Source organism: Anabaena sp. WFMT, from assembly GCF_051781005.1.
GTDB lineage: Bacteria > Cyanobacteriota > Cyanobacteriia > Cyanobacteriales > Nostocaceae > Anabaena.
The window spans coordinates 84216-103537 of the sequence record NZ_JBPWOA010000002.1 but is presented as its reverse complement, the minus strand read 5'-3'; the positions used below and the strand labels follow the sequence as shown (position 1 = coordinate 103537).

Genomic DNA, 19322 nt, shown 5'->3' with positions numbered 1-19322 from the left:
AGATATATTAAACCACAAATAGAAGTCAACCACACCTGAAGATTGATTTTGTAAATAACCTCTTGGTATAGTCGAGAATTAAAGATATTTGTATAATAAACCAATCACAACTTCTGGTGTTTCTAGATGTGGTAATATACCAGTATTTGCAATTTCTTGAAAATCTCTAATCACATTTTTATTTAAACTGGCTAACCTCCGTCCTAATTCGATATTAGTAAATTGTGCCTCCTCACCCCAGAAAAACACAGTAGGAATTTTCAATTGCTGAATATATAAACTCAAATCAAAATAAAGATCACCTCGTAAAAATGCCAAAGCCGAAAACTTTGCATTTGACTTTTGTGCAGATGTCAAATAAGCCTCTACCATTTCTTGAGTAAGAAGTTCTGGTTTAGCAAACAAAAAACTTCTTAAAAAATTACTAACTGCAACTTCATTCTCCGCACCCAAACCATAAATTAGATTATCCAAAAAAGGCATATTAATCACCGAAAGTGGTAATCTTCGTCCCGCACCTTGTCCAAAATCATCAAATCCAGAAGGAGAAACTAAAAACAAATCTTTAAATAAATCAGGTTCAGCAATAGCCAAACGAATAGTAAATGCAGCAGTTAAAGAAGACGCAACCACAGTCACAGGTTGATTACAAGTTTGATTAATAAACTCACTAATAGTCGCCAAATAATCTTGAATTTGATAATCTCTTACAGGATGATCAGATTCTCCCCAACCAATTAAATCTGGTGCTAAAATACGGTATTGATTTGCAAAAGCTGGATAGACTTTAGACCATTCATAACTAGAAGCACCACCACCAAAATTGTGTAAAAATAATAAAGGTGGTAATTCTTCAATTTTAGAAATATCCCAAGGTTCACTAATTTGGGTATAATATACCATTGAACCCAAGAATGTATTAATAACCTTATGACCAAAACCAGGGGGTTGAAATTTCAGCATATATAATTAGGAATTAGGAAATATTATCTTTAGTAATTTGTACAAGTTGATTGAGATTATCACCATTAATATTGTAAGCTGCACCAAACCCAATTACAAAACGTCCCTCCGTTGGAGTAAGTTGAAAAATTCTAAAATCTGGCAAACTGCGTAACATTTCAATAATTTCCCCAAAACGGTCTTGAAATTGTTCAACAATTTGATTCCATTTTTCAGTTTCCCTTGTAATTAAAGTCGCCGTACAGTCAAAACTCAAACGACGACGAGCAAAAATATTAGGAGTCTTAGATTCATCTTCAATAAATAAAATACCAACATGAGGATGAGCATGAATATTAGTAGTATGACTAGCTAACCCACTCACATAAATGTAGATATTTTTAGATTCATCAATTACAAAAGGAGTATAACTTGCATTAGGAATACCCTTTTCATTGACTGTACTCATAATGATGCTGGAAAATCCTTGAGGAAATTTCTCATATTCAGCTTGAACTTTTTCAAATTGGCTCATAAACAAAATTGCACTCATTCTACCTGATTATAATAGAAAATCCGATACTTATCTTCCATGCTAATCATAAATAATTTATCATAAATTTCCTTAATTACCTCTGTGTCGCGCCAGTTGCTACAAGTTGGAAAACCCGCCCAACGCACTGGCTTCTCTGCGCCTCTGCGCTTAGTTCCAAAAAATTTATAATTGATGTAAATGTAAAACTTAAAATTGATACAATTAAAGTACAGTAGAGTAGCGAAAATAATTGTGACTGAAAAAAATCGTTCTCAATGGGACTTATGCAGATTCATCAAAACCCTCACCTACTTTGAGGTATTTCCTGTCCTCAACTGGGTAGAAAAGTTATTTCAAAGTCGTCCTCAAAACAATCAAAATCAACCAAATGGAGGAAGCAAAATGGGTGTTATTCTAGTAGCGGGTGCAACTGGTGGAGTTGGTAAGCGAGTAGTACAAAGATTGCTAAAACAGGGTTATAAAGTCCGCTGTTTAGTCAGAGATATTGAAAAAGCGCGCTTAATTGTCGGTAATGATGTTGACTTAGTAGCTGGGGATATTACCAAACCCGAAACCCTAAACAGCTTAGTTATGAATAATATTCAAGCTGTTATTTGTTGTACAGCAGTGCGTGTCCAACCAGTAGAAGGAGACACTCCTGATAGAGCTAAATATAATCAAGGTGTAAAATTTTATCTACCAGAAATTGTTGGTGATACACCTGAAAATGTCGAGTTTAAAGGTGTAAAAAATTTAGTAGAAGCAGCAGCTAAATATCTACCAAACACAGGTGAAAAAGCGATATTTGATTTTACTCAACCATCAGAAGAATTAAAAAATATCTGGGGTGCGCTAGATGATGTAGTCATGGGTGGAGTAAGTGCAAGTAATTTTCAAATATTAGAAAAAACAGCCTTATTTGCTGGCAATGTTTCCACCGCTAATTCTGGAGGATTTGCTTCTGTGAGAACAAAGAATTTTTCACCACCAATTGATTTATCAGGTTACACAGGTGTAAAATTGCGCGTTAAAGGTGATGGACAGCGATATAAAATATTTTTAAGAACAGAATCAACATGGGATGGAGTAGGTTACAGTTATGCTTTTGATACTGTAGCTAATACCTGGATAGATATTACCATTCCTTTTGCAGATTTAACACCTGTATTTAGAGCAAAATCTGTTAAAGATTGTCCACCAATTGATTCTAGTAAAGTTTGTTCATTGCAACTAATGTTGAGCAAATTTGAATATGATGGAGCTTTAAATCCCAAATTTAATCCTGGTAATTTTGCATTAGAAATAGAATCCATCAAAGCTTTTGGTGGTGAAAGTTTACCTCAATTTGTTTTTATTAGTTCTGCTGGTGTAACTCGTCCTGGAAGACCAGGAATTAATTTAGATGAAGAACCACCAGCGGTGAGATTAAATGACCAATTAGGAGGGATTTTAACTTGGAAATTAAGAGGTGAAGATAGTTTAAGAGAGACGGGAATTCCTTACACAATTATTAGACCTTGTGCTTTAACAGAAGCCACAGGAGGAAAAGAGTTAATCTTTGAACAAGGTGACAATATTAGAGGTAAAATTAGCCGTGATGACGTTGCTGAAATTTGTATTCAATCTCTACAACAACCAAAAGCGCGTAATCTGACTTTTGAGGTAAAACAGGGAGAAAATAATGCTAACTCTATTAACTGGAAGCAGCAATTTTCTAGCTTAAAACCGGATAAATAACTGTTAAAGAATCAGTCAATAAAATGCTGAAAAAATTATTGTTTGCTGGAACTTTAGTGATAATAATTTGGAGTGGAATTTTATTAAATTCTGCTTCATCACAACAAGTAGATTTTCGCGTTAATAACTTAGAGTCTGACTTGCGTCGGTTAGAACTACGGTTGAATCAAATTGAGTTATCACTCAGTCAAAATCGTCAATTTTCATCCTCTATAACAACTCTTACTCCTTCAAAGCCTACGAATTCTAGACGAAGTTTGTCACAGTCAGAACGGGATAAAATGTTTGATAAACTATCAATTTTAGTGGTTGAAGTAAAGCAACAAGTTAATGAATTAGCCAAGCGGGTTACTCAGCTTGAGTCAGTAAAATAATGAAAATGTCTGATATGGCTACCCTACGCTATCAGACAATAAATGTTATAATCAATAAATAACTACTTGATGCCATATCAATCTTATGATCATTGCTCAAGAATTAGAATTTCAACAAAATGTCTCCCAAGATGTAATTTTTCCTCCAGGTGATTTATATAGTGACGAACCTCAAGTGGAAACAGAACTGCATCTACGACAAATAATCCTACTTTTCAAATGTTTAGAATGGTTGTGGAAAGACAGAAATGATTTCTATGCTGCGGGAAATCTCACTATTTACTATAGTCCTAACCAGAAAAAATCAGAATATTTCCGAGGTCCAGATTTTTTTGTAGTGTTGGGAACTGAACGCAAAACCCGTAAAAGCTGGGTTGTTTGGGAAGAAGACGGTAAATATCCCAATGTAATTTTAGAAATTCTTTCACCAACTACAGCTAATACAGATAAAGAATATAAAAAAGAACTTTATCAAAATACTTTTCGTACACCGGATTATTTTTGGTTTGATCCTTATACATTAGAATTTGCAGGTTTTCATTTAGTGGATGGAAAATATCAACCTCTAGCAGCAAATGAAAAAGGACATTTATGGAGTCAACAGCTAGGTTTATCTTTAGGAATTCATGACGGTTTATTGCGGTATTTCACACCAGAAGGAAAACTAGTATCTACACCAGAAGAAAGCGCAGAAAAAGAAGCTAAAAGAGCAGAACAAGAATTTAGAAAAGCCGAAATACAAGCTAAGAGAGCAGAACAAGAATCTAGAAAAGCTGAACGGTTAGCCGCAAAATTGCGAGAATTAAATATTGATCCAGATACAATTTAAAATGTAGCGACTGTCTTGATTGTCAAGCGATAGCTTCGCTCGCCGCAGGCATCGTAAAGGAAAAATTTAAAGTCTAGGAAAAAAGTCAGAAAATAGAGGAGAAAAACAAAGCAGAACAAAACAGGTAAATTATAGATTGCCATAAATTACCAAACAAGATTGGAGGTATAAAAACGATAGTGAAACTTTATGCAGAAATTGGTTGTGAGTCGTGATTAATAGACCAAGGAAGATGATCTCGAATCATCGCATTTAAAATGACTAACATTTTATGAACACAAGCAGTAATTGCCAATTTTTTGGGTTTACCACGTTCAACAAGACGCTGATAAAAAGATTTAATCACAGGATTATGACGCATGGCAACAACAGCACCCATATAAAGAATGGCACGAACATGAGCGCGACCACCATTAATCATGCGCTTGCCTTTGTGCTGACCGCTATCATGATTAATGGGTGCAACACCAACTAAGCGAGAGATTTGCTTGGCAGTTAATTGACCTAATTCTGGTAAGTCAGAAACGAGAGTGGTAGAAATAACTTGACCAATCCCAGGAGTAGTTTTGAGTAAATTGACTTTATCAATCCATTGTTGATTGTTTTGAGTCAATTCGTCAATTTCTTGATTAAGTTGTTGAAGACGTTGCTCCAGATAATCAATGTGCGCTTCAATGTCTGCCAAGGCTTTACCACGAGCGCGGTCACGTCGGTTTTTCTCAGCAGTAGACATCTCCACTAATTGTCTTCGGCGACTAATTAATTCACCTAATTGACGTGCCATTTCACTTTCAATTGCTAACACTTGCGGTTTCATTGCTTCACCGAAATGTGCCAAAACCTCTGCATCAATTGCATCAGTTTTTGCTAACTTACCTGTGGCTTTAGCAAAATCTCTTCCTTGACGAGGGTTGATTAATGCTACTGGTAAAAGTGCGGCTTGTAATTGGATTATTAGTTCTGTTTCTAGTCCTCCTGTTGCTTCCAATACAATTAGATTTAAAGTGTATAATTGGAGTTCCTTGACTAGATTAGCTATTTCTATTTCCGTGTTAGCAACTTTGAATGCTTTACCTATTGGACGGATATAAACATCAAGTGTTGCTTTACTTACGTCGATACCTATCCACTGAGAGATTTTTTCCATTTTTAACTCTCAACTTTCCACTAATTCTTTTACTCTTTTTTTATTCATCCCGTTGATTTCACTCTTCCTTGCACGATACGGGCTATATTATCTATGTCTTTATTCATAGTTTTTACCCCAGGCGACTGTTCGAGTTCTGTCATGGAGATTTTTGTAGTGACCCTTGCTACTTAACGGTCTTTTTTGACCCAGGTTGGGACGGTCTACTACTTCCTCTAAGATACAAGGTTGGGTTAAGCGACAGCGCAACCCAACAAAAATCCGCAAATGTTGGGTTTCCTAACGTCAACCTAATTTAATGTTTTTAGCTTAACCGACAAGTATTGAGTCAGAAGGAACAAAGAAGAAGGTAGAAGAAAATTTGGCTCTTGCGTTGTTTTTATGGTGATTAAGGATTGATTATAACAAAACCCTTATGGGGCAAGGGTTATAAACAATTATGCCCATATTTTGAATGAAATGCCCACACAATAAGGCTTTCAATGATTTTGAACCAGGTTTTCCATAAAAAGAACCGAAGAACCGAAAATTTTTCCCTCTGACCATTTCTTGTTCCCTGATCTATCAAACATTCTGTATCCTGAATCCTTACCATAAAAATAGGGGTACAGCATTGCTGTACCCCTACAAAATCCTAATTTATGTGGATAAATTAAACTGTTATGCCATCAGTTCAGCCGTCTTTTGCTTATCTAACTTAAGCATCAACACGCCCAAAGGTGGTAAACACAAATCCAACGAATAAGGACGATTGTGTAAAGACCAATCATCAGTCCACTTACCGCCTAAATTGCCCATATTGCTGCCACCATATTGACGGGCATCACTATTGAATATCTCGGTATAAAATCCCTTTTCTGGTACACCAATGCGATAGTGAGAATGGGGTTGGGGTGTAAAGTTACAAACCACAATCACGAAATTATCAGAATCCTTTTCACGACGGACAAAGGAAACGACACTATGACGGTTGTCGCTACAGTCAATCCACTCAAACCCTGGTTCGGCAAAATCCTGGGTGTATAAAGCTGGTTCAGAACGGTAAAGGTGGTTAAGAGCTTGGAAAAAGTCTTTCAACTGTTGGTGTGGTTCATGCTGGAATAAATGCCACTCCAAGTCAGCCCACACATTCCACTCACTCCACTGTCCAAACTCCATGCTCATAAACATGGTTTTCTTGCCTGGATGGGCGAACATATAACTAAACAAACAACGCACATTAGCGAGTTTTTGCCATGTATCACCCGGCATTTTGCCGATGATATTGCTCTTACCATGTACCACTTCATCATGGGACAAGGCGAGCATGAAGTTCTCGCTGTGGTTATACCACATACTAAAGGTGATGTTGTTTTGATGGAATTGGCGGAACCAAGGGTCCATGCTGAAATAATCCAGCATATCGTGCATCCAACCCATATTCCACTTTAGGTTAAAGCCGAGTCCACCTGTGTAAGTCGGCCAAGATACCATTGGCCAAGATGTTGATTCTTCAGCAATGGAAAGAACACCGGGAAAATAGCTGAAGATGGTGTGATTTACTTGACGGAGAAAATCAGCGGCTTCTAGGTTTTCTCTACCGCCATACTGGTTGGGTAGCCATTCTCCTGGTTCGCGGCAATAGTCGTTGTAGAGCATGGAAGCAACAGCATCAACGCGAATTCCGTCAATGTGGTACTTATCAAACCAGAATAGGGCATTTGCTACCAAGAAATTACGGACTTCGTGGCGATTATAGTTGAATACCAGTGTTCCCCATTCTTTATGTTCTCCTTTGCGGGGGTCAGCGTGTTCGTACAGGTGACTACCATCAAAGAAAGCTAAACCATGTCCATCTTTAGGGAAGTGTCCGGGAACCCAATCAACAATCACACCGATGCCATTTTTATGACATTGGTCAACAAAATACATGAAATCTTCAGGACTACCAAAACGAGAAGTGGGAGCAAAGTAACCAGTGACTTGATAACCCCAGGAACCGTCGAAAGGATGCTCGGCAATTGGTAGTAGCTCTAGATGGGTGTATCCTAGTTCTTTGACGTAGGGAATGAGTCGGTCTGCTAATTCCCGGTAGGTAAGAAAGCGTGCGCCAGGATTTAGTTCTGATACGGGAACGATCGCTTGAGTTTCCCCATTGGCTCCTTTAGCTGGTTCTCCACTAGCAGCGTGTAACCAAGAACCTAAATGGACTTCGTAGACGGAGACTGGTTGGGTGAGGGGGTCGGTGTTACGCCGCACTTCCATCCAATCTTCGTCAGTCCATGTGTATGTATTTAAGTCTGTGACAATTGATGCTGTTTTGGGGCGTGGTTCTTGTTGGAAACCGTAGGGATCAGATTTTTCGTAAATATGTCCTTCAAAATTTTTGATTTCATATTTGTAATGCTCTCCTACTCCCAGTTCAGGAATAAATAGTTCCCAAATCCCGGTGGGGCCTTTACGCATTTGGTGTTTGCGTCCATCCCAAAGGTTAAAATCTCCTAATAAGGAAACGTTGCGGGCGTTTGGGGCCCAAACGGCAAAATAAACTCCCTTGACTCCATCTACGGTGGTGAGGTGCGCTCCCAGTTTTTCATAAATTCGGTGATGGTTTCCTTCACCAAATAAATGCAAGTCAAATTCAGTTAGATTGGCTGAACGGAAGGCGTAGGGGTCGTAAGTAACGCGCTCATGTTCCCCTTCTTTGATCCGTAACTGGTAGTTTGTTAGTTCTGCGGTTTCAATTGTGCATTCAAAAAAATGGGGATCATGCACACTTTGCATTGGGTATTCTTTCCGTTCTTCAGGAACTATTACCCATGCTGCACTAGCATTTGGTAGGTAAGCTCGCACAGCCCAGACAGTCTTACCATTTTGCTCTACGGGATGAGAACCAAGTATTTCAAAGGGATCGTGATGCTGATTCCAAACGATGCGATTAACCTGTTCAGGGGCGATCGTGGTCATGGACATGAAGCTACCTACGTAAAATAAGGTGATTAACTAAATCTACTTTTTTAAGATCTATATATATTCTTTACATTTATTTGCACTTTTGTCGTCACGGTTATCCTACATCAGAATGTATCTTGATTGGGTAATTGGTAATTGGTAATTAAACGTCTCCCTGCTCCCGTATGGCTAACGCCACGCTACGCTATCGGCTACGCGGTAGTTGAGCGTTCACGTAGTGTGTCGAAGACAAGTCGAAACTCACGGCAAGCCTGCCCCCTGCCTCATGCTCCTTGCCTAAATATCTAAAAACGGGAAAAGCTGTAATAATGCTTTCCGTAAACGGAGGAGGAATATTTGGTCTCTGATCCTGGCATCGAGTTTTGGTGGTGGACTTGTTTGCAGTTGTGTTTGTAATTCTGCATATTCAGACGCTGTTAAACGCCTACCATCAACGGGCGATCGCGCTTCGGTAATAATTTCTGTTCGCAATATTTCCTCTGGTGTATCCTCTGGTGGCGGTAATAATGCGATTGCCTCCGGCGCGGCGTAGCCTATCGCAGTTTTCCCCCAATAACTACTTACAACCACTAAAACACTAGTGCTAAAACACAAAATCGTAAATAATAAGACTTTTATCTTTTTCACTCTCCCATCTCCCATGCGCCCCCATCTATTTTGACATCTCAGACTAGTCCTGGTGGCAGTTGCTCTCCACACAATTGATGAATCTGCACAATGCGCTCAAACAACCAGGGATATCCCTGACGGTACTGAGGAATAAGAGCTAAAGGACTCAGCAATGCAGCTGCGGTAATATCTGCCACGCTTAAGCTTCCACCCACCAAATATTCGCTTTTTTGCCAGCGGATAGATAATTCCGCCAGAGCAATGGCTAACCTACTGGTAGCTAATTTTACAGTAACATCATTGATACCGTACTGTTTTCTTACCACACTAATCACCATCTGACTGAATAGTGATGGGTCAATTTGTTTACCTTCACCAGCACGAAAGTGATAATACACAAACCTTGTTGCTGTACCAATACTTTCATCTAACCAATCTTCGAGCATCAAAGCTTCAGTTTGGTGTTCATGGTTGGTTAAAAATAGTGAAGGTTCTGGCTGATAAGATTCTAAAAATTTTAGTATTTGGGTAGAGTCAGCGATCGCTTGCGGTTGTCCTTGAATTTGGGGCAACAACACAGGCATAGTAGTTAAACCACCAGTTAGCGGCTTCAGCTTTAAGATATGCAAGCCAGGTGTGAGATTTTCTACCTGGTAACTAATTTGTTTGTAACCTAGGGCTAGGCGAGCCTTGCGACAATAGTGAGATGTACTAAATTGTAGTAGCAACATAAAGCTACTTATTGAGAAAGTAATATTTTTTCCAGCTTAAATTTATAGATGGACACTGAGAGGCGGTAGAAACCGTTTATCTCGTGTCCTAACAGTTGTTGCTATAGGAAAGCGCTGAATGCTGAGTGCTGAGTGACCATATAGCAAAACGATGGGATTTAAGCAAAAACACATTATTTCTCATCCACTCTCGGCTCGAAATAAATCTTTTTTCTTGTTCCATACCTAAAGCCAGGGCTATAGATCAATTTGATACTTAGTCAGGCTAATTTTATTTTTTACTCAGCACTCGTTACTCAACATTCTTTTCAGTGATAGCGATGTGGTGAGGAGCGCTATCCCAACTGAATTAGGGAGTTGTAGTGGGAGTAGCTGTCGGGGTAGCTGCGGGGGTAGCTGCGGGAGTAGCGCCAGGGGTAGCGCCAGTATCAGATGGTTCACCACCTGTTGTAGCAGCAGGAGTACTGGTAGTACCAGCAGGTGGCGTACTACTTTCGCAAGCACCAAGAACTGTAGCCAGACTTAACATTAGAGCCAAACCAAAGATTTTTGTTTTCATAACTCCTCTTTCACCAAATAAGGGCAATATAAATCTTGCACCTGTTGAATAAGATAGCTTATTTGTTGATTTTTTTTAACCCCTATTTTCCAAGGTAACGAGCTTTGTGGTCAGCTATTGCCGCAGAATGCTCTACATTGCCATAATCTTAGATGTATGTAATACCTGATTAGGTCAGTCTACCCAGGTGAGCATTACACTACCTGGTGAATGCAAATTCTGGTGGAGTCACTGAGGAAAACCTAGAAAAGTGTTATCTATGCCGATTGCTAAATAGAGGACTTTAACCTTAGCAACAGGCGGTCAAGTTCAAATACAATATTTACCATTCAAAAAATTATGGTTGCTGCCCGTAAATCAGCTGTTTCTACAAAAAATACTTGGTTCAAGCGAAATTCTGCCCTGCCCCAAAGGCAGCGACCCTCCATCAGTCTGGACACAAATAAGTCAAGCACCTCTACACAGGCTAATGAACTTACAGTAGTACGCCCCAGAAGAAAACGGAATTCCTCTAGAAATTTATCAGTTTCTCCCAAAAATGAGGCAATCATGCCCTCTTCGGAAAAAGATGATGGCAAAAAGGCAGTTTCCAATATTCATGGACAGTCTCGCTTACCCATGATGCCTACTGCTGGGGCTGCACCTGTATGGTTGCTACGCTTACACTCTGTCTATCGTTATTCTTCAGCAGCGGCGTTTTTGTTTGTGGCAGCTACACTTGTAGTTTATGGTTGGACAGTATATTCTCAAGAGCTTTGGAGTCAAGCTTACCGCACATTGCAAAGTCTACAACGTAACGAGCGTCAGTTGACCACAACCAATGCAACCCTAACCAGCAAGATGGCTGAAGAGGCAGAACAAGCAGCCGCAGGTCTTGTATCACCAAGTCCTGGAGGGACAATTTTCTTGCCACCGACATCTAATAGACCTAATTCCCTATCCTCCACTACAGTCCCAAATACAGAAACACAGATCCAACCGAAATCACCTATGGGATATTAATATCAACATTCATTTGGTCATTGGTCATTAGTCATTGGTCATTGGTCATAACAACAAACAACTGACAAAGGACAATCCCAATGCAGAAGTCACCAAGCAGAACAAAATTCAAAAATTTACGAAATTTAGAATTTACAAGGCAGAGAAAGTTTTCTAGGCAAGTTTTTCCAGGGAATGATACTCCTAAAACTCAAGCCCAAGTCCCAAATCTTAAGTCTCGACTTTTGATAGCTTGGGGTGTACTAATTGCTGCTGGGGTGGGGTTGACTTTCAATTTGTATCGGCTGCAAATTATTCAGGGATCAAAGCTGACTGAAAGGGCAAGAAGCCAGCAAATGGTAAATTTGCGTCCTTTTATGCCCCGTCGTTCAGTGGTTGATCGCAACTTTAATATGTTGGCGATTGACCGCCCTGTTTATACTTTGTATGCCCATCCCAAACTATTTGATAAATCTAATGAAGAGATGGCAAAGAAACTTGCCCCTGTATTGGGTAAAGATGCTGACAATTTAGTAAAAATATTTCAAGGTAAAAAAAGTGGTATTCTGCTGTCCAATTCTGTTTCCGAAAATATTGCTGATCGTGTAATTTCATTTCGTTTGAATGGCTTGGAGTTGATTGAAAAATATTCCCGTTTTTACCCCCAAGGTGATTTATTAGCTAATGTGGTGGGCTACGTTAATCTTGACCGTCGCGGTCAAGCAGGGGTGGAATACAGTCAGGAGAAGTTGTTGGAGCGCTCTGTGCAAACTATACGTCTTAGTCGGGCAGGTAATGGGGCTTTAATGCCAGATCACGCACCTGAGGGATTTCTGCATTTTGATGACTTAAAACTGCAACTGACTATTGATAGCCGCTTACAACGTGCTGCCCGTACTGCGCTCAAACAACAGATAGACAAGTTTCAGGCTAAACGCGGGGCTGTAATTGTCATGGATGCGATGGATGGTTCTTTACTAGCTTTAGTTTCTCAGCCTACTTATAATGCGAATCAATATTCTAAAGCTGATATTTCCCTGTTCAAAAACTGGATTGTAGCAGATCTTTATGAACCGGGTTCAACGTTCAAACCTTTGAATGTAGCGATCGCTCTAGAAAATGGTGCCATTAAGCCAGATGATGTCTTCAGTGACCCAGGAACTATGAAGGTAGCTGATCGCATTATCAAAAATGCTGAAAAAAATGCTCCTCGACAAATTGATATTGCTCAGATTCTTCAACATTCTAGTAACGTCGGCATGGTCAAAATCATTCAACGAATGCGCCCCTCAACGTATTACAATTGGCTAGAACGGCTAGGACTAGGGCAAAAAGTTGATACGGATCTGCCCTTTGAAGTCGGTGGTCGGCTCAAAAGTCAAGAAGAATTTTTGTCCTCAACTATAGAGCCAGCAACTACTTCTTTTGGTCAAGGCTTTTCACTCACTCCATTACAACTGGTGCAAATGCATGGCGCTTTAGCTAATGGGGGTAAACTGGTTACACCCCACGTAGTCCAAGGTCTGATTGATAGCCAAGGCAAAATTCACTATTCCCCCACCCTACCAACACCACGCCAAATTTTCTCTCCCACAACTGCCCAAAAAGTAGTAGACATGATGGAAACAGTTGTTTCTGTGGGGACAGGTAAAGCATCAAAAATCAACGGCTACGGCATCGCTGGCAAAACTGGTACAGCCCAAAAAGCCAGTCCCAATGGTGGTTATATTCCGGGAGCAAGAATTACTAGCTTTGTGGGTATTTTGCCAGCAGAAGCTCCCCGTTATGTAGTTGTAGCAATAGTGGATGAACCAAAAGGAGAAAATGCCTATGGTGGAACTGTTGCAGCACCAATTGTCAAGGCTGTGATGGAAGTACTTATCCCAATGGAAAAGATTCCACCTAAGAAATAAGGCAGGGGGCAGGGAGTAGGGAGCAGGGAGTAGGGGGAGATGAGGAAGATGGGGAAAATTGATCTTGCTTCTGCCACCAATCACCAATCACCAATCATCAATTACTAATTACCAATTACCAATTACAGCACTTCCCGATATTATGAGGTACAAGAACCCCACCCCCAACCCCCTCCTCCTTCGGATTCACCAGTCGCCTACGGTGGGAAACCCGCTTACAGCGCTGGTTCACCGCAAGCGATGAGGTGGCTATGATGTACTTCATACAATTGGAAGCCGCTGTACCAATTACCAATTACCAAAGTCGTAAGTTTTCTTAAGTGTTTCTTCGATTGAACCTACATTTTGGAAGATTTCAATTAGTTGATGAGATTTGGTTTTCTTTTCTGCCAAAATAACTTTTAGCGGTTTTAAAAACTCAATATCTGAGTCATTTACAAGAGCAATTTCAGCAGCTTCTAAAATCTTGGTTGTATTCAGAAAAATATCTTCATTATCAAACCCATTTTTTGCCGAAATTTGGTGTAACGTAGCATCGGGTATAGTAGCCCTACCCGGCAAAGTTGTATCTAATGCTAAACCTTTTAATAAAGCTAATAAACCTGCATAAATAGCAAAATTATCACAACTATCACAGGCTTTAAACTCAATCCGTCCTACTTCTGCTGGAATACGGGCTACTTTAGTTAAAGAGGGTACACTTTGAATAAGTTGTTCCTGTTTTTCTACAAAAACTAATGTTGCTGATCTTTTTCCTGTTCTGATAAATGTCCTTATTGATAAACCTTCCCATAAACCCCCATTTAAAAAAGGAGAACTATAACTAAAAGGAACAATATAAGGACTATAATAAGTTAACTTTTTACCTATATCAATGACATTCTCAATAGGTAAATCTGCTAGAGAAATATTTAAATCTGGCCCATAGGAAACCATATAAATATGAGCAGTTTGTTCATCAGGATAAGCTTGTAATTGCCTAATTTCAAAATCATTTAATGGTGGTGTCGGTTCAAAAATGTCAGTATAAGGGTTAAAGCTCACTAAAACAGGTAAAAACCCAAAACTAGCAGCTACTTCATGTAGTAAGTTAAAACTTGCTGTTAATTCAGTAATTGCTCCTTGAATAGTGGGGTGGATAGTTGTTCTGATTTCGATGCCTTTCGCTACACAGTCAATTACCTCTTCTGAATCAGCAAATCTTTCAAACCCCTCAATATACCAACGCTTTTTTTTAATGCCAGCATCACCTACTCTTAATTGTGGGTAGTCATTGGGGTATATAGGTAGCCGATCAACAATTTGATTAAACTCAGCAAATTTTGTACAAGAGAAATCGGCAAACTTTCCTTCATTGTTAAGGAAAGCGACTTCATGTTCAATCCCGAAAGAAAACATATAGTAAATAGAAAGAATTCTCAATAATACTCTCAGAGGAATTCTAACGCAAGACTGACAATTAAAGTAGCTTAAGCTTAGTAGAGATTGAGAAAAAGTTGAGGCGTGAGTTTTATGAAAAGTGCTGTTAAAACCCCATACAGCAGCGAACAAATTACCGCTTGGTTACGTGGCTTACTGTCTATTGCTTGGGCTGATGGTAATTTTGATGCCCAAGAACAGGAGTTAATTACCAGCCTAACCAAAGATGAGTTAGCCCCTTGTCTGGACTGGAATTCACTAGAAATAATTACACCAGAAGAATTAGCTGCTGTATTGGGTAAAGGTACATCAGCAGCGGAGAATTTTTTGCGAACAGCAGTCATGGTAGCGATCGCAGATGGAACATATTCTCCCAGCGAAGAGGAACTTCTGCAACAGTTTTGTCAAGCCTTGGAACTGCAAACAGAAGCACTAGCAGCCCTACGTCATACCCTAGAAGAAACAGAACAAGCAGAAGACACCACCGCACCATCACCAGATATACTTCACCCCATGCGGGACTGGTTGGACGGGCTAGATATTCAAGATCCCAGAGTTGCCAAGTTTTTGTGTAAAATGATCCCCTCCCATTGTCCCTTCGAGCGAGATGTTACCCTATTTGGACGCAAAATAATTCACATCCCGCCAATGTGCAAAATTAACCCGCTCTATGAGCAACTAGTAGGTTTACGCTTCCGCGCCCTTTCCTACCTTGCTGATGACTGCGGTGAAGATATTTCTGCATATATTTAAGTACTGAGTGCTGAGGATTGAGTTACAAGTAAAGAGTGAGGAATGAAAATCCTGGGGATTCGTCATCCCCCGCTCCCTATCCCCACCCTAGAGTACGTTGAGGGTGGGGACTTCCGCAATGCGTTAAAGTTAATGAAAAACTTATAATTGATAACTCATCACTCAGAACTCAAGACTCTAACAATATGCAATTTATAGACCAATCAGTAATTGAAGTAGAAGCAGGTAAAGGTGGTGATGGTATCGTCGCCTTCCGCAGAGAGAAATATGTACCAGCCGGCGGCCCCTCTGGCGGGAATGGAGGAAGAGGCGGTTCCATCATTTTCGTAGCTGATACAAACCTACAAACCTTGCTAGACTTTCGATACAAGCATTTGTTTAAAGCCCAAAATGGGGAACGTGGCGGCCCCAATAATTGCACCGGCGCAGGTGGAAAGGATTTGATTATCGAAGTTCCCTGCGGTACTACTGTTTATGATGCGGAAACAAGCGCCTTATTGTGCGATTTGGTTGAACCTGGACAACGCTTTCGAGTGGTTGAAGGTGGTAAAGGTGGACTAGGAAATCAACATTTTTTGAGTAACCGCAACCGCGTCCCAGAATACGCACTTCCTGGACTGGAAGGAGAAAGGAAGATATTGCGTTTAGAGTTGAAATTGTTAGCAGAAGTGGGAATTATTGGTTTACCAAATGCGGGTAAATCAACTTTAATTTCTTCTTTATCAGCCGCACGTCCAAAAATCGCCGATTATCCTTTTACTACTCTCATTCCTAATTTAGGTGTAGTTAAGAAACCCACTGGTGACGGTACAGTTTTTGCGGATATTCCCGGTTTAATTGAAGGTGCTTCTCATGGTGCCGGTTTAGGACATGATTTTTTACGTCACATTGAACGCACACGGGTTTTATTACACCTAATTGATGCGACAAGTGAAGATGTAATTGCTGATTTCCATACTATTCAAGAAGAATTAAAAGCCTATGGAAGGGGTTTAGCAAAACGTCCGCAAATTTTAGCTTTGAATAAAATTGATGCAGTTGATAGAGAAACTGTAGATTTAGAGGCTTTAGCTACACAATTAAATCATCTTTCTTTAGCGCAGGTTTTCATAATTTCTGCTGTAACTCGCACTGGTTTAGATCCAATGATGCAGGAAATCTGGCGGATTTTAGATGAAATTAATGCTTTGGAAGCTTTGGAAGCTGCGGAGGTGGCGGTTTAATTTATGAGGCGATTTTGTAGAGGAACGTAACAAAAATTTTGTTACCTGATTCAAAATGTCAGACTAGGTTTTATACTAGTTCAGCTATCTAGTTTGAGGGTTCCGGTATGTCTGGAACTTCTCAGCGTTTAGCGAATAGTATTAAAACTAACAATCGTATGAATCTTCCTGCAATTTTAAAAGACTCTAATTACAAGCTTTCTCAATTCACTTCCAAGAAATTGATATTTTGGAAAAATCCATTTTTATCAAACAAACAAAAAGCAGAGATGTGGCTTATATTCAATGCTTAGTGAGTGGTCAGGAAATTAAATTAACTCCAGAAGAAGCCGTAATACAACTTTATTTGCAAGTCTTAATCCAGCGTTATCAATATCCAGTTAGCCATATTACAGTTGAGTATGCTGTTTGGGAAATATTTGAAAAAGGGCAAATCTTGATTTACCTGAAGAAGTTATTGCTAAATTACCTACAGATGGTGCAGCCCAAATTGATCATTATCTTTATGGTAAACCCAAATAATAATTATGAAAATATTATTCTTAGATACTTTTTACTGGGTTGCTTTATTTAATCCTAAAGTTGAAGAGTAAATTTTTTTCCAAACCCCATTAATTCTGAGATAATATAAACATCTAAGTATATCCTGTCCTACAACTACCTAAATACTATCATCCTATGTCAGATCAAATTTACAATATCACAGTAGAAAACCAAGACCTGATTATTAGATTCAGAAAAGATATTATTGAGCTAGATACTCTCAAGAAATTTTTAGATTATCTTGAATTAGAGTCTTTGAGAAAAAAAAGCCGTATGACAATAACACAAGCTGAAACTCTAGCACAAGAAATTGATATTGATGTGTGGTCAAATATCAAACATAAATTTGTTGGAGAGTAAATAGTGTCTAGAAACCAGCCAATTATTGTTGATACAAATATTTTATTTTCTGCGTTACTCAACAGCCAATCTAGTTTTGCTAACCTCCTCTTTCAAGGAGAATATAGTTATTATATCTGTGAGCTAGTATTGGTAGAGTTATTTAAGCGTAAAGAAAAGATAATCAAAGTTAGTCAGTTATCTGAAAACGAAATAGTGTGAATTTACCAAATATTATTACAAAGACTCAATCTCTATAAAGAAGACTTAATTGCACCTGATAACCTAGCAGCAGCTTATACTTTATGTAAAGATGTTGATGAAAGTGACACTCCCCATGTTGCTTTAACATTGGAATTAGAAGGCTTATTATGGACAGGAGATAAAAAATTGAAAGAAGGATTGATGAGAAAAGGCTTTGATAAATTCTTTGAACCGAAGAGTTTTTAATGACTGAAGCCAAATAAGGTAGATTTTGATTCAAAAGAATAGATATAAAGCAAGATTCGCAGAATTTGGACAGGCAAGATGCCCGTCCCACAAGAGTTTTATTTACACTTTAATAAACCAGCGTTTCTGATACATCAAAACAGCAACACCGTACCAAAATAACACGGTAACAAGCCCAAATAAAAATGAGCCGTTGAAATTTCCTGCCCAAGATGCAAAAAGATTTTGGTAAATCCAATTGTAGATGCTGATGGCGGTTTCACCTGTACCAAGTTGGGTTTTAGCTGTGATTTTGATTAACAAGACAGATGCAACAAAAAGTGCGATCGCATTTAATCCTATAATCTCAAATGGTTTACTCCAGCGTTTTATTACTCTCACTTCTATCATTTCATAACAAGCTGCTAATAACATTAACGCCCAACCAGTGGTAAATACAACATAAGAACTTGTCCATAGTTTCTTATTAATGGGAAATGCTACATCCCAAATAATCCCAATTACCAAACAACATAAACCAAATAAAACTAAATCCATACTGGTTTGTGAATTAGCTTGTTTTTTATCTTTTATCCATTCCCCAGTAAAATAACCAGCCAAAACGCTAACTATCGCTGGAATAGTACTGAAAATTCCTTCTGGATCTCCCATGAAGTTAAACCCATCACCTTTATATAACTGCGCTTTGGGAATAATTAATCTGTCAATAAAAGCGCCAAAATTACCTTCCCGTGTCAGCACTCCTGCACCATATTCGGGAACAGGAATATACATCATTGTTAACCAATAACCGATAAGTAATACCCCTGTTACTATCCATTGACTTTTGCGAGGTAATTTAAGAACTATCAAAGATGCGAAAAGGTAACTTAAGCTAATACGTTGCAATACCCCCATCAAGCGGATACTACTTAAGTCAAAAGTCCAAACACCTTTATTCCAAAAGCCGTTAAGTAGTAACCCTAAAATAAAGAGAATTGCAGCACGGCGCAGGATGCGTAAGTAAACTGCTTTGGTGGGTTTGTTATCTGCGGTGTATTTTGATAATGAGAAAGTCATTGCGACACCAACAATGAATAGAAAAAAAGGAAATACTAAATCAGTTGGTGTACAACCGTTCCATTCGGCATGATCTAGAAGGGAATATTTATCGTCTGCGACTCCCACCATGTTGACGAGAATCATACCCGCAATGGTGATACCGCGAAACACATCGAGTGAAGTCAGGCGCATGGGCGGAATAGTTTTTTTGATAACTATCTACCCTACCCTGCCCGATGCACCTT

18 protein-coding genes and 1 pseudogene are annotated in these 19322 nt (G+C 39.2%); 10 read left to right on the top strand and 9 right to left on the bottom strand.

What is annotated here, in order from left to right; genetic code table 11:
- Positions 1-78: 78 nt before the first annotated feature.
- A complete protein-coding gene (locus ACSQ6I_RS00730) occupies positions 79-963 on the bottom strand; it encodes an alpha/beta fold hydrolase (RefSeq protein ID WP_438888315.1) in 885 nt (294 codons plus the stop codon).
- A gap of 13 nt (positions 964-976) precedes the next feature.
- Positions 977-1477, bottom strand: a complete 501-nt coding sequence (locus tag ACSQ6I_RS00725) for a HugZ family protein (RefSeq protein WP_438888313.1) — start codon at positions 1475-1477, stop codon at positions 977-979.
- Between the two features lie 252 nt (positions 1478-1729).
- On the opposite strand from ACSQ6I_RS00725, the gene ACSQ6I_RS00720 reads away from it, so the two are divergent.
- The 3 genes from ACSQ6I_RS00720 (at position 1730) to ACSQ6I_RS00710 (ending at position 4417) form a co-directional block, all read left to right on the top strand.
- Complete coding sequence (locus ACSQ6I_RS00720; RefSeq protein ID WP_438888312.1) at positions 1730-3214, top strand: CIA30 family protein; 1485 nt, start codon at positions 1730-1732, stop codon at positions 3212-3214.
- Positions 3215-3237: 23 nt separating this feature from the next.
- Positions 3238-3588 carry a hypothetical protein gene (locus tag ACSQ6I_RS00715; protein ID WP_438888310.1) on the top strand — a complete coding sequence of 117 codons (351 nt, stop codon included), beginning with the start codon at positions 3238-3240 and terminating at the stop codon, positions 3586-3588.
- Positions 3589-3673: 85 nt separating this feature from the next.
- Complete coding sequence (locus ACSQ6I_RS00710) at positions 3674-4417, top strand: Uma2 family endonuclease (protein ID WP_438888309.1); 744 nt, start codon at positions 3674-3676, stop codon at positions 4415-4417.
- 187 nt (positions 4418-4604) lie between these two features.
- Here the strand turns inward: ACSQ6I_RS00710 and ACSQ6I_RS00705 are convergent, their stop codons facing one another.
- The 5 genes from ACSQ6I_RS00705 to ACSQ6I_RS00685 form a co-directional block, all read right to left on the bottom strand.
- Positions 4605-5564, bottom strand: a complete 960-nt coding sequence (locus tag ACSQ6I_RS00705; RefSeq protein WP_438888308.1) for an IS110 family transposase — start codon at positions 5562-5564, stop codon at positions 4605-4607.
- A 660-nt stretch (positions 5565-6224) separates the two neighbouring features.
- Positions 6225-8516 (bottom strand): 1,4-alpha-glucan branching enzyme, encoded by a 2292-nt coding sequence (glgB, locus tag ACSQ6I_RS00700; protein WP_438888306.1) that lies wholly within the window; start codon positions 8514-8516, stop codon positions 6225-6227.
- 276 nt (positions 8517-8792) lie between these two features.
- Positions 8793-9134, bottom strand: a complete 342-nt coding sequence (locus tag ACSQ6I_RS00695; RefSeq protein ID WP_438888980.1) for a hypothetical protein — start codon at positions 9132-9134, stop codon at positions 8793-8795.
- Positions 9135-9181: 47 nt separating this feature from the next.
- Positions 9182-9856, bottom strand: a complete 675-nt coding sequence (locus ACSQ6I_RS00690; RefSeq protein WP_438888304.1) for a glutathione S-transferase family protein — start codon at positions 9854-9856, stop codon at positions 9182-9184.
- A 349-nt stretch (positions 9857-10205) separates the two neighbouring features.
- A complete protein-coding gene (locus ACSQ6I_RS00685; RefSeq protein WP_438888303.1) occupies positions 10206-10415 on the bottom strand; it encodes a hypothetical protein in 210 nt (69 codons plus the stop codon).
- 549 nt (positions 10416-10964) lie between these two features.
- On the opposite strand from ACSQ6I_RS00685, the gene ACSQ6I_RS00680 reads away from it, so the two are divergent.
- Both ACSQ6I_RS00680 and ACSQ6I_RS00675 read left to right on the top strand, forming a co-directional pair.
- On the top strand, positions 10965-11417 hold the full coding sequence (locus tag ACSQ6I_RS00680) for a hypothetical protein (RefSeq protein WP_438888302.1): 453 nt from the start codon (positions 10965-10967) through the stop codon (positions 11415-11417).
- Between the two features lie 80 nt (positions 11418-11497).
- A complete protein-coding gene (locus ACSQ6I_RS00675) occupies positions 11498-13309 on the top strand; it encodes a peptidoglycan D,D-transpeptidase FtsI family protein (protein WP_438888301.1) in 1812 nt (603 codons plus the stop codon).
- A 288-nt stretch (positions 13310-13597) separates the two neighbouring features.
- Here the strand turns inward: ACSQ6I_RS00675 and ACSQ6I_RS00670 are convergent, their stop codons facing one another.
- Positions 13598-14707: a glutamate--cysteine ligase gene (locus tag ACSQ6I_RS00670; protein WP_438888300.1), complete on the bottom strand. Its 1110-nt coding sequence runs from the start codon at positions 14705-14707 to the stop codon at positions 13598-13600.
- 114 nt (positions 14708-14821) lie between these two features.
- Between ACSQ6I_RS00670 and ACSQ6I_RS00665 the strand changes: the two genes are divergently transcribed.
- The 5 genes and pseudogenes from ACSQ6I_RS00665 to ACSQ6I_RS00645 all read left to right on the top strand — a co-directional run bounded on the left by ACSQ6I_RS00665 (position 14822) and on the right by ACSQ6I_RS00645 (position 18036).
- A complete protein-coding gene (locus ACSQ6I_RS00665) occupies positions 14822-15481 on the top strand; it encodes a Mo-dependent nitrogenase C-terminal domain-containing protein (RefSeq protein WP_438888299.1) in 660 nt (219 codons plus the stop codon).
- A 185-nt stretch (positions 15482-15666) separates the two neighbouring features.
- On the top strand, positions 15667-16704 hold the full coding sequence (gene obgE, locus ACSQ6I_RS00660) for a GTPase ObgE (protein WP_438888298.1): 1038 nt from the start codon (positions 15667-15669) through the stop codon (positions 16702-16704).
- Positions 16705-16933: 229 nt separating this feature from the next.
- Positions 16934-17278 (top strand): hypothetical protein, encoded by a 345-nt coding sequence (locus ACSQ6I_RS00655; RefSeq protein ID WP_438888296.1) that lies wholly within the window; start codon positions 16934-16936, stop codon positions 17276-17278.
- 104 nt (positions 17279-17382) lie between these two features.
- Positions 17383-17607 (top strand): hypothetical protein, encoded by a 225-nt coding sequence (locus ACSQ6I_RS00650; RefSeq protein ID WP_438888295.1) that lies wholly within the window; start codon positions 17383-17385, stop codon positions 17605-17607.
- Positions 17608-17610: 3 nt separating this feature from the next.
- A pseudogene (locus ACSQ6I_RS00645) lies at positions 17611-18036 on the top strand (PIN domain-containing protein).
- 102 nt (positions 18037-18138) lie between these two features.
- Here the strand turns inward: ACSQ6I_RS00645 and ACSQ6I_RS00640 are convergent.
- Positions 18139-19269, bottom strand: coding sequence for an acyltransferase family protein (locus tag ACSQ6I_RS00640; protein WP_438888294.1), 1131 nt, complete (start codon positions 19267-19269; stop codon positions 18139-18141).
- Positions 19270-19322: the final 53 nt, after the last annotated feature.

What these genes read in the sequence shown, in the direction of transcription:
- ACSQ6I_RS00730 (WP_438888315.1), bottom strand. Translation starts at nt 963, where the DNA reads ATGCTGAAATTTCAACCCCCTGGTTTTGGTCATAAGGTTATTAATACA.
- ACSQ6I_RS00715 (WP_438888310.1), top strand. Translation starts at nt 3,238, where the DNA reads ATGCTGAAAAAATTATTGTTTGCTGGAACTTTAGTGATAATAATTTGG.
- ACSQ6I_RS00725 (WP_438888313.1), bottom strand. Translation starts at nt 1,477, where the DNA reads ATGAGCCAATTTGAAAAAGTTCAAGCTGAATATGAGAAATTTCCTCAA.
- ACSQ6I_RS00685 (WP_438888303.1), bottom strand. Translation starts at nt 10,415, where the DNA reads ATGAAAACAAAAATCTTTGGTTTGGCTCTAATGTTAAGTCTGGCTACA.
- ACSQ6I_RS00670 (WP_438888300.1), bottom strand. Translation starts at nt 14,707, where the DNA reads ATGTTTTCTTTCGGGATTGAACATGAAGTCGCTTTCCTTAACAATGAA.
- obgE (WP_438888298.1), top strand. Translation starts at nt 15,667, where the DNA reads ATGCAATTTATAGACCAATCAGTAATTGAAGTAGAAGCAGGTAAAGGT.
- ACSQ6I_RS00675 (WP_438888301.1), top strand. Translation starts at nt 11,498, where the DNA reads ATGCAGAAGTCACCAAGCAGAACAAAATTCAAAAATTTACGAAATTTA.
- ACSQ6I_RS00650 (WP_438888295.1), top strand. Translation starts at nt 17,383, where the DNA reads ATGTCAGATCAAATTTACAATATCACAGTAGAAAACCAAGACCTGATT.
- ACSQ6I_RS00710 (WP_438888309.1), top strand. Translation starts at nt 3,674, where the DNA reads ATGATCATTGCTCAAGAATTAGAATTTCAACAAAATGTCTCCCAAGAT.
- glgB (WP_438888306.1), bottom strand. Translation starts at nt 8,516, where the DNA reads ATGTCCATGACCACGATCGCCCCTGAACAGGTTAATCGCATCGTTTGG.
- ACSQ6I_RS00705 (WP_438888308.1), bottom strand. Translation starts at nt 5,564, where the DNA reads ATGGAAAAAATCTCTCAGTGGATAGGTATCGACGTAAGTAAAGCAACA.
- ACSQ6I_RS00665 (WP_438888299.1), top strand. Translation starts at nt 14,822, where the DNA reads ATGAAAAGTGCTGTTAAAACCCCATACAGCAGCGAACAAATTACCGCT.
- ACSQ6I_RS00680 (WP_438888302.1), top strand. Translation starts at nt 10,965, where the DNA reads ATGCCCTCTTCGGAAAAAGATGATGGCAAAAAGGCAGTTTCCAATATT.
- ACSQ6I_RS00690 (WP_438888304.1), bottom strand. Translation starts at nt 9,856, where the DNA reads ATGTTGCTACTACAATTTAGTACATCTCACTATTGTCGCAAGGCTCGC.
- ACSQ6I_RS00640 (WP_438888294.1), bottom strand. Translation starts at nt 19,269, where the DNA reads ATGCGCCTGACTTCACTCGATGTGTTTCGCGGTATCACCATTGCGGGT.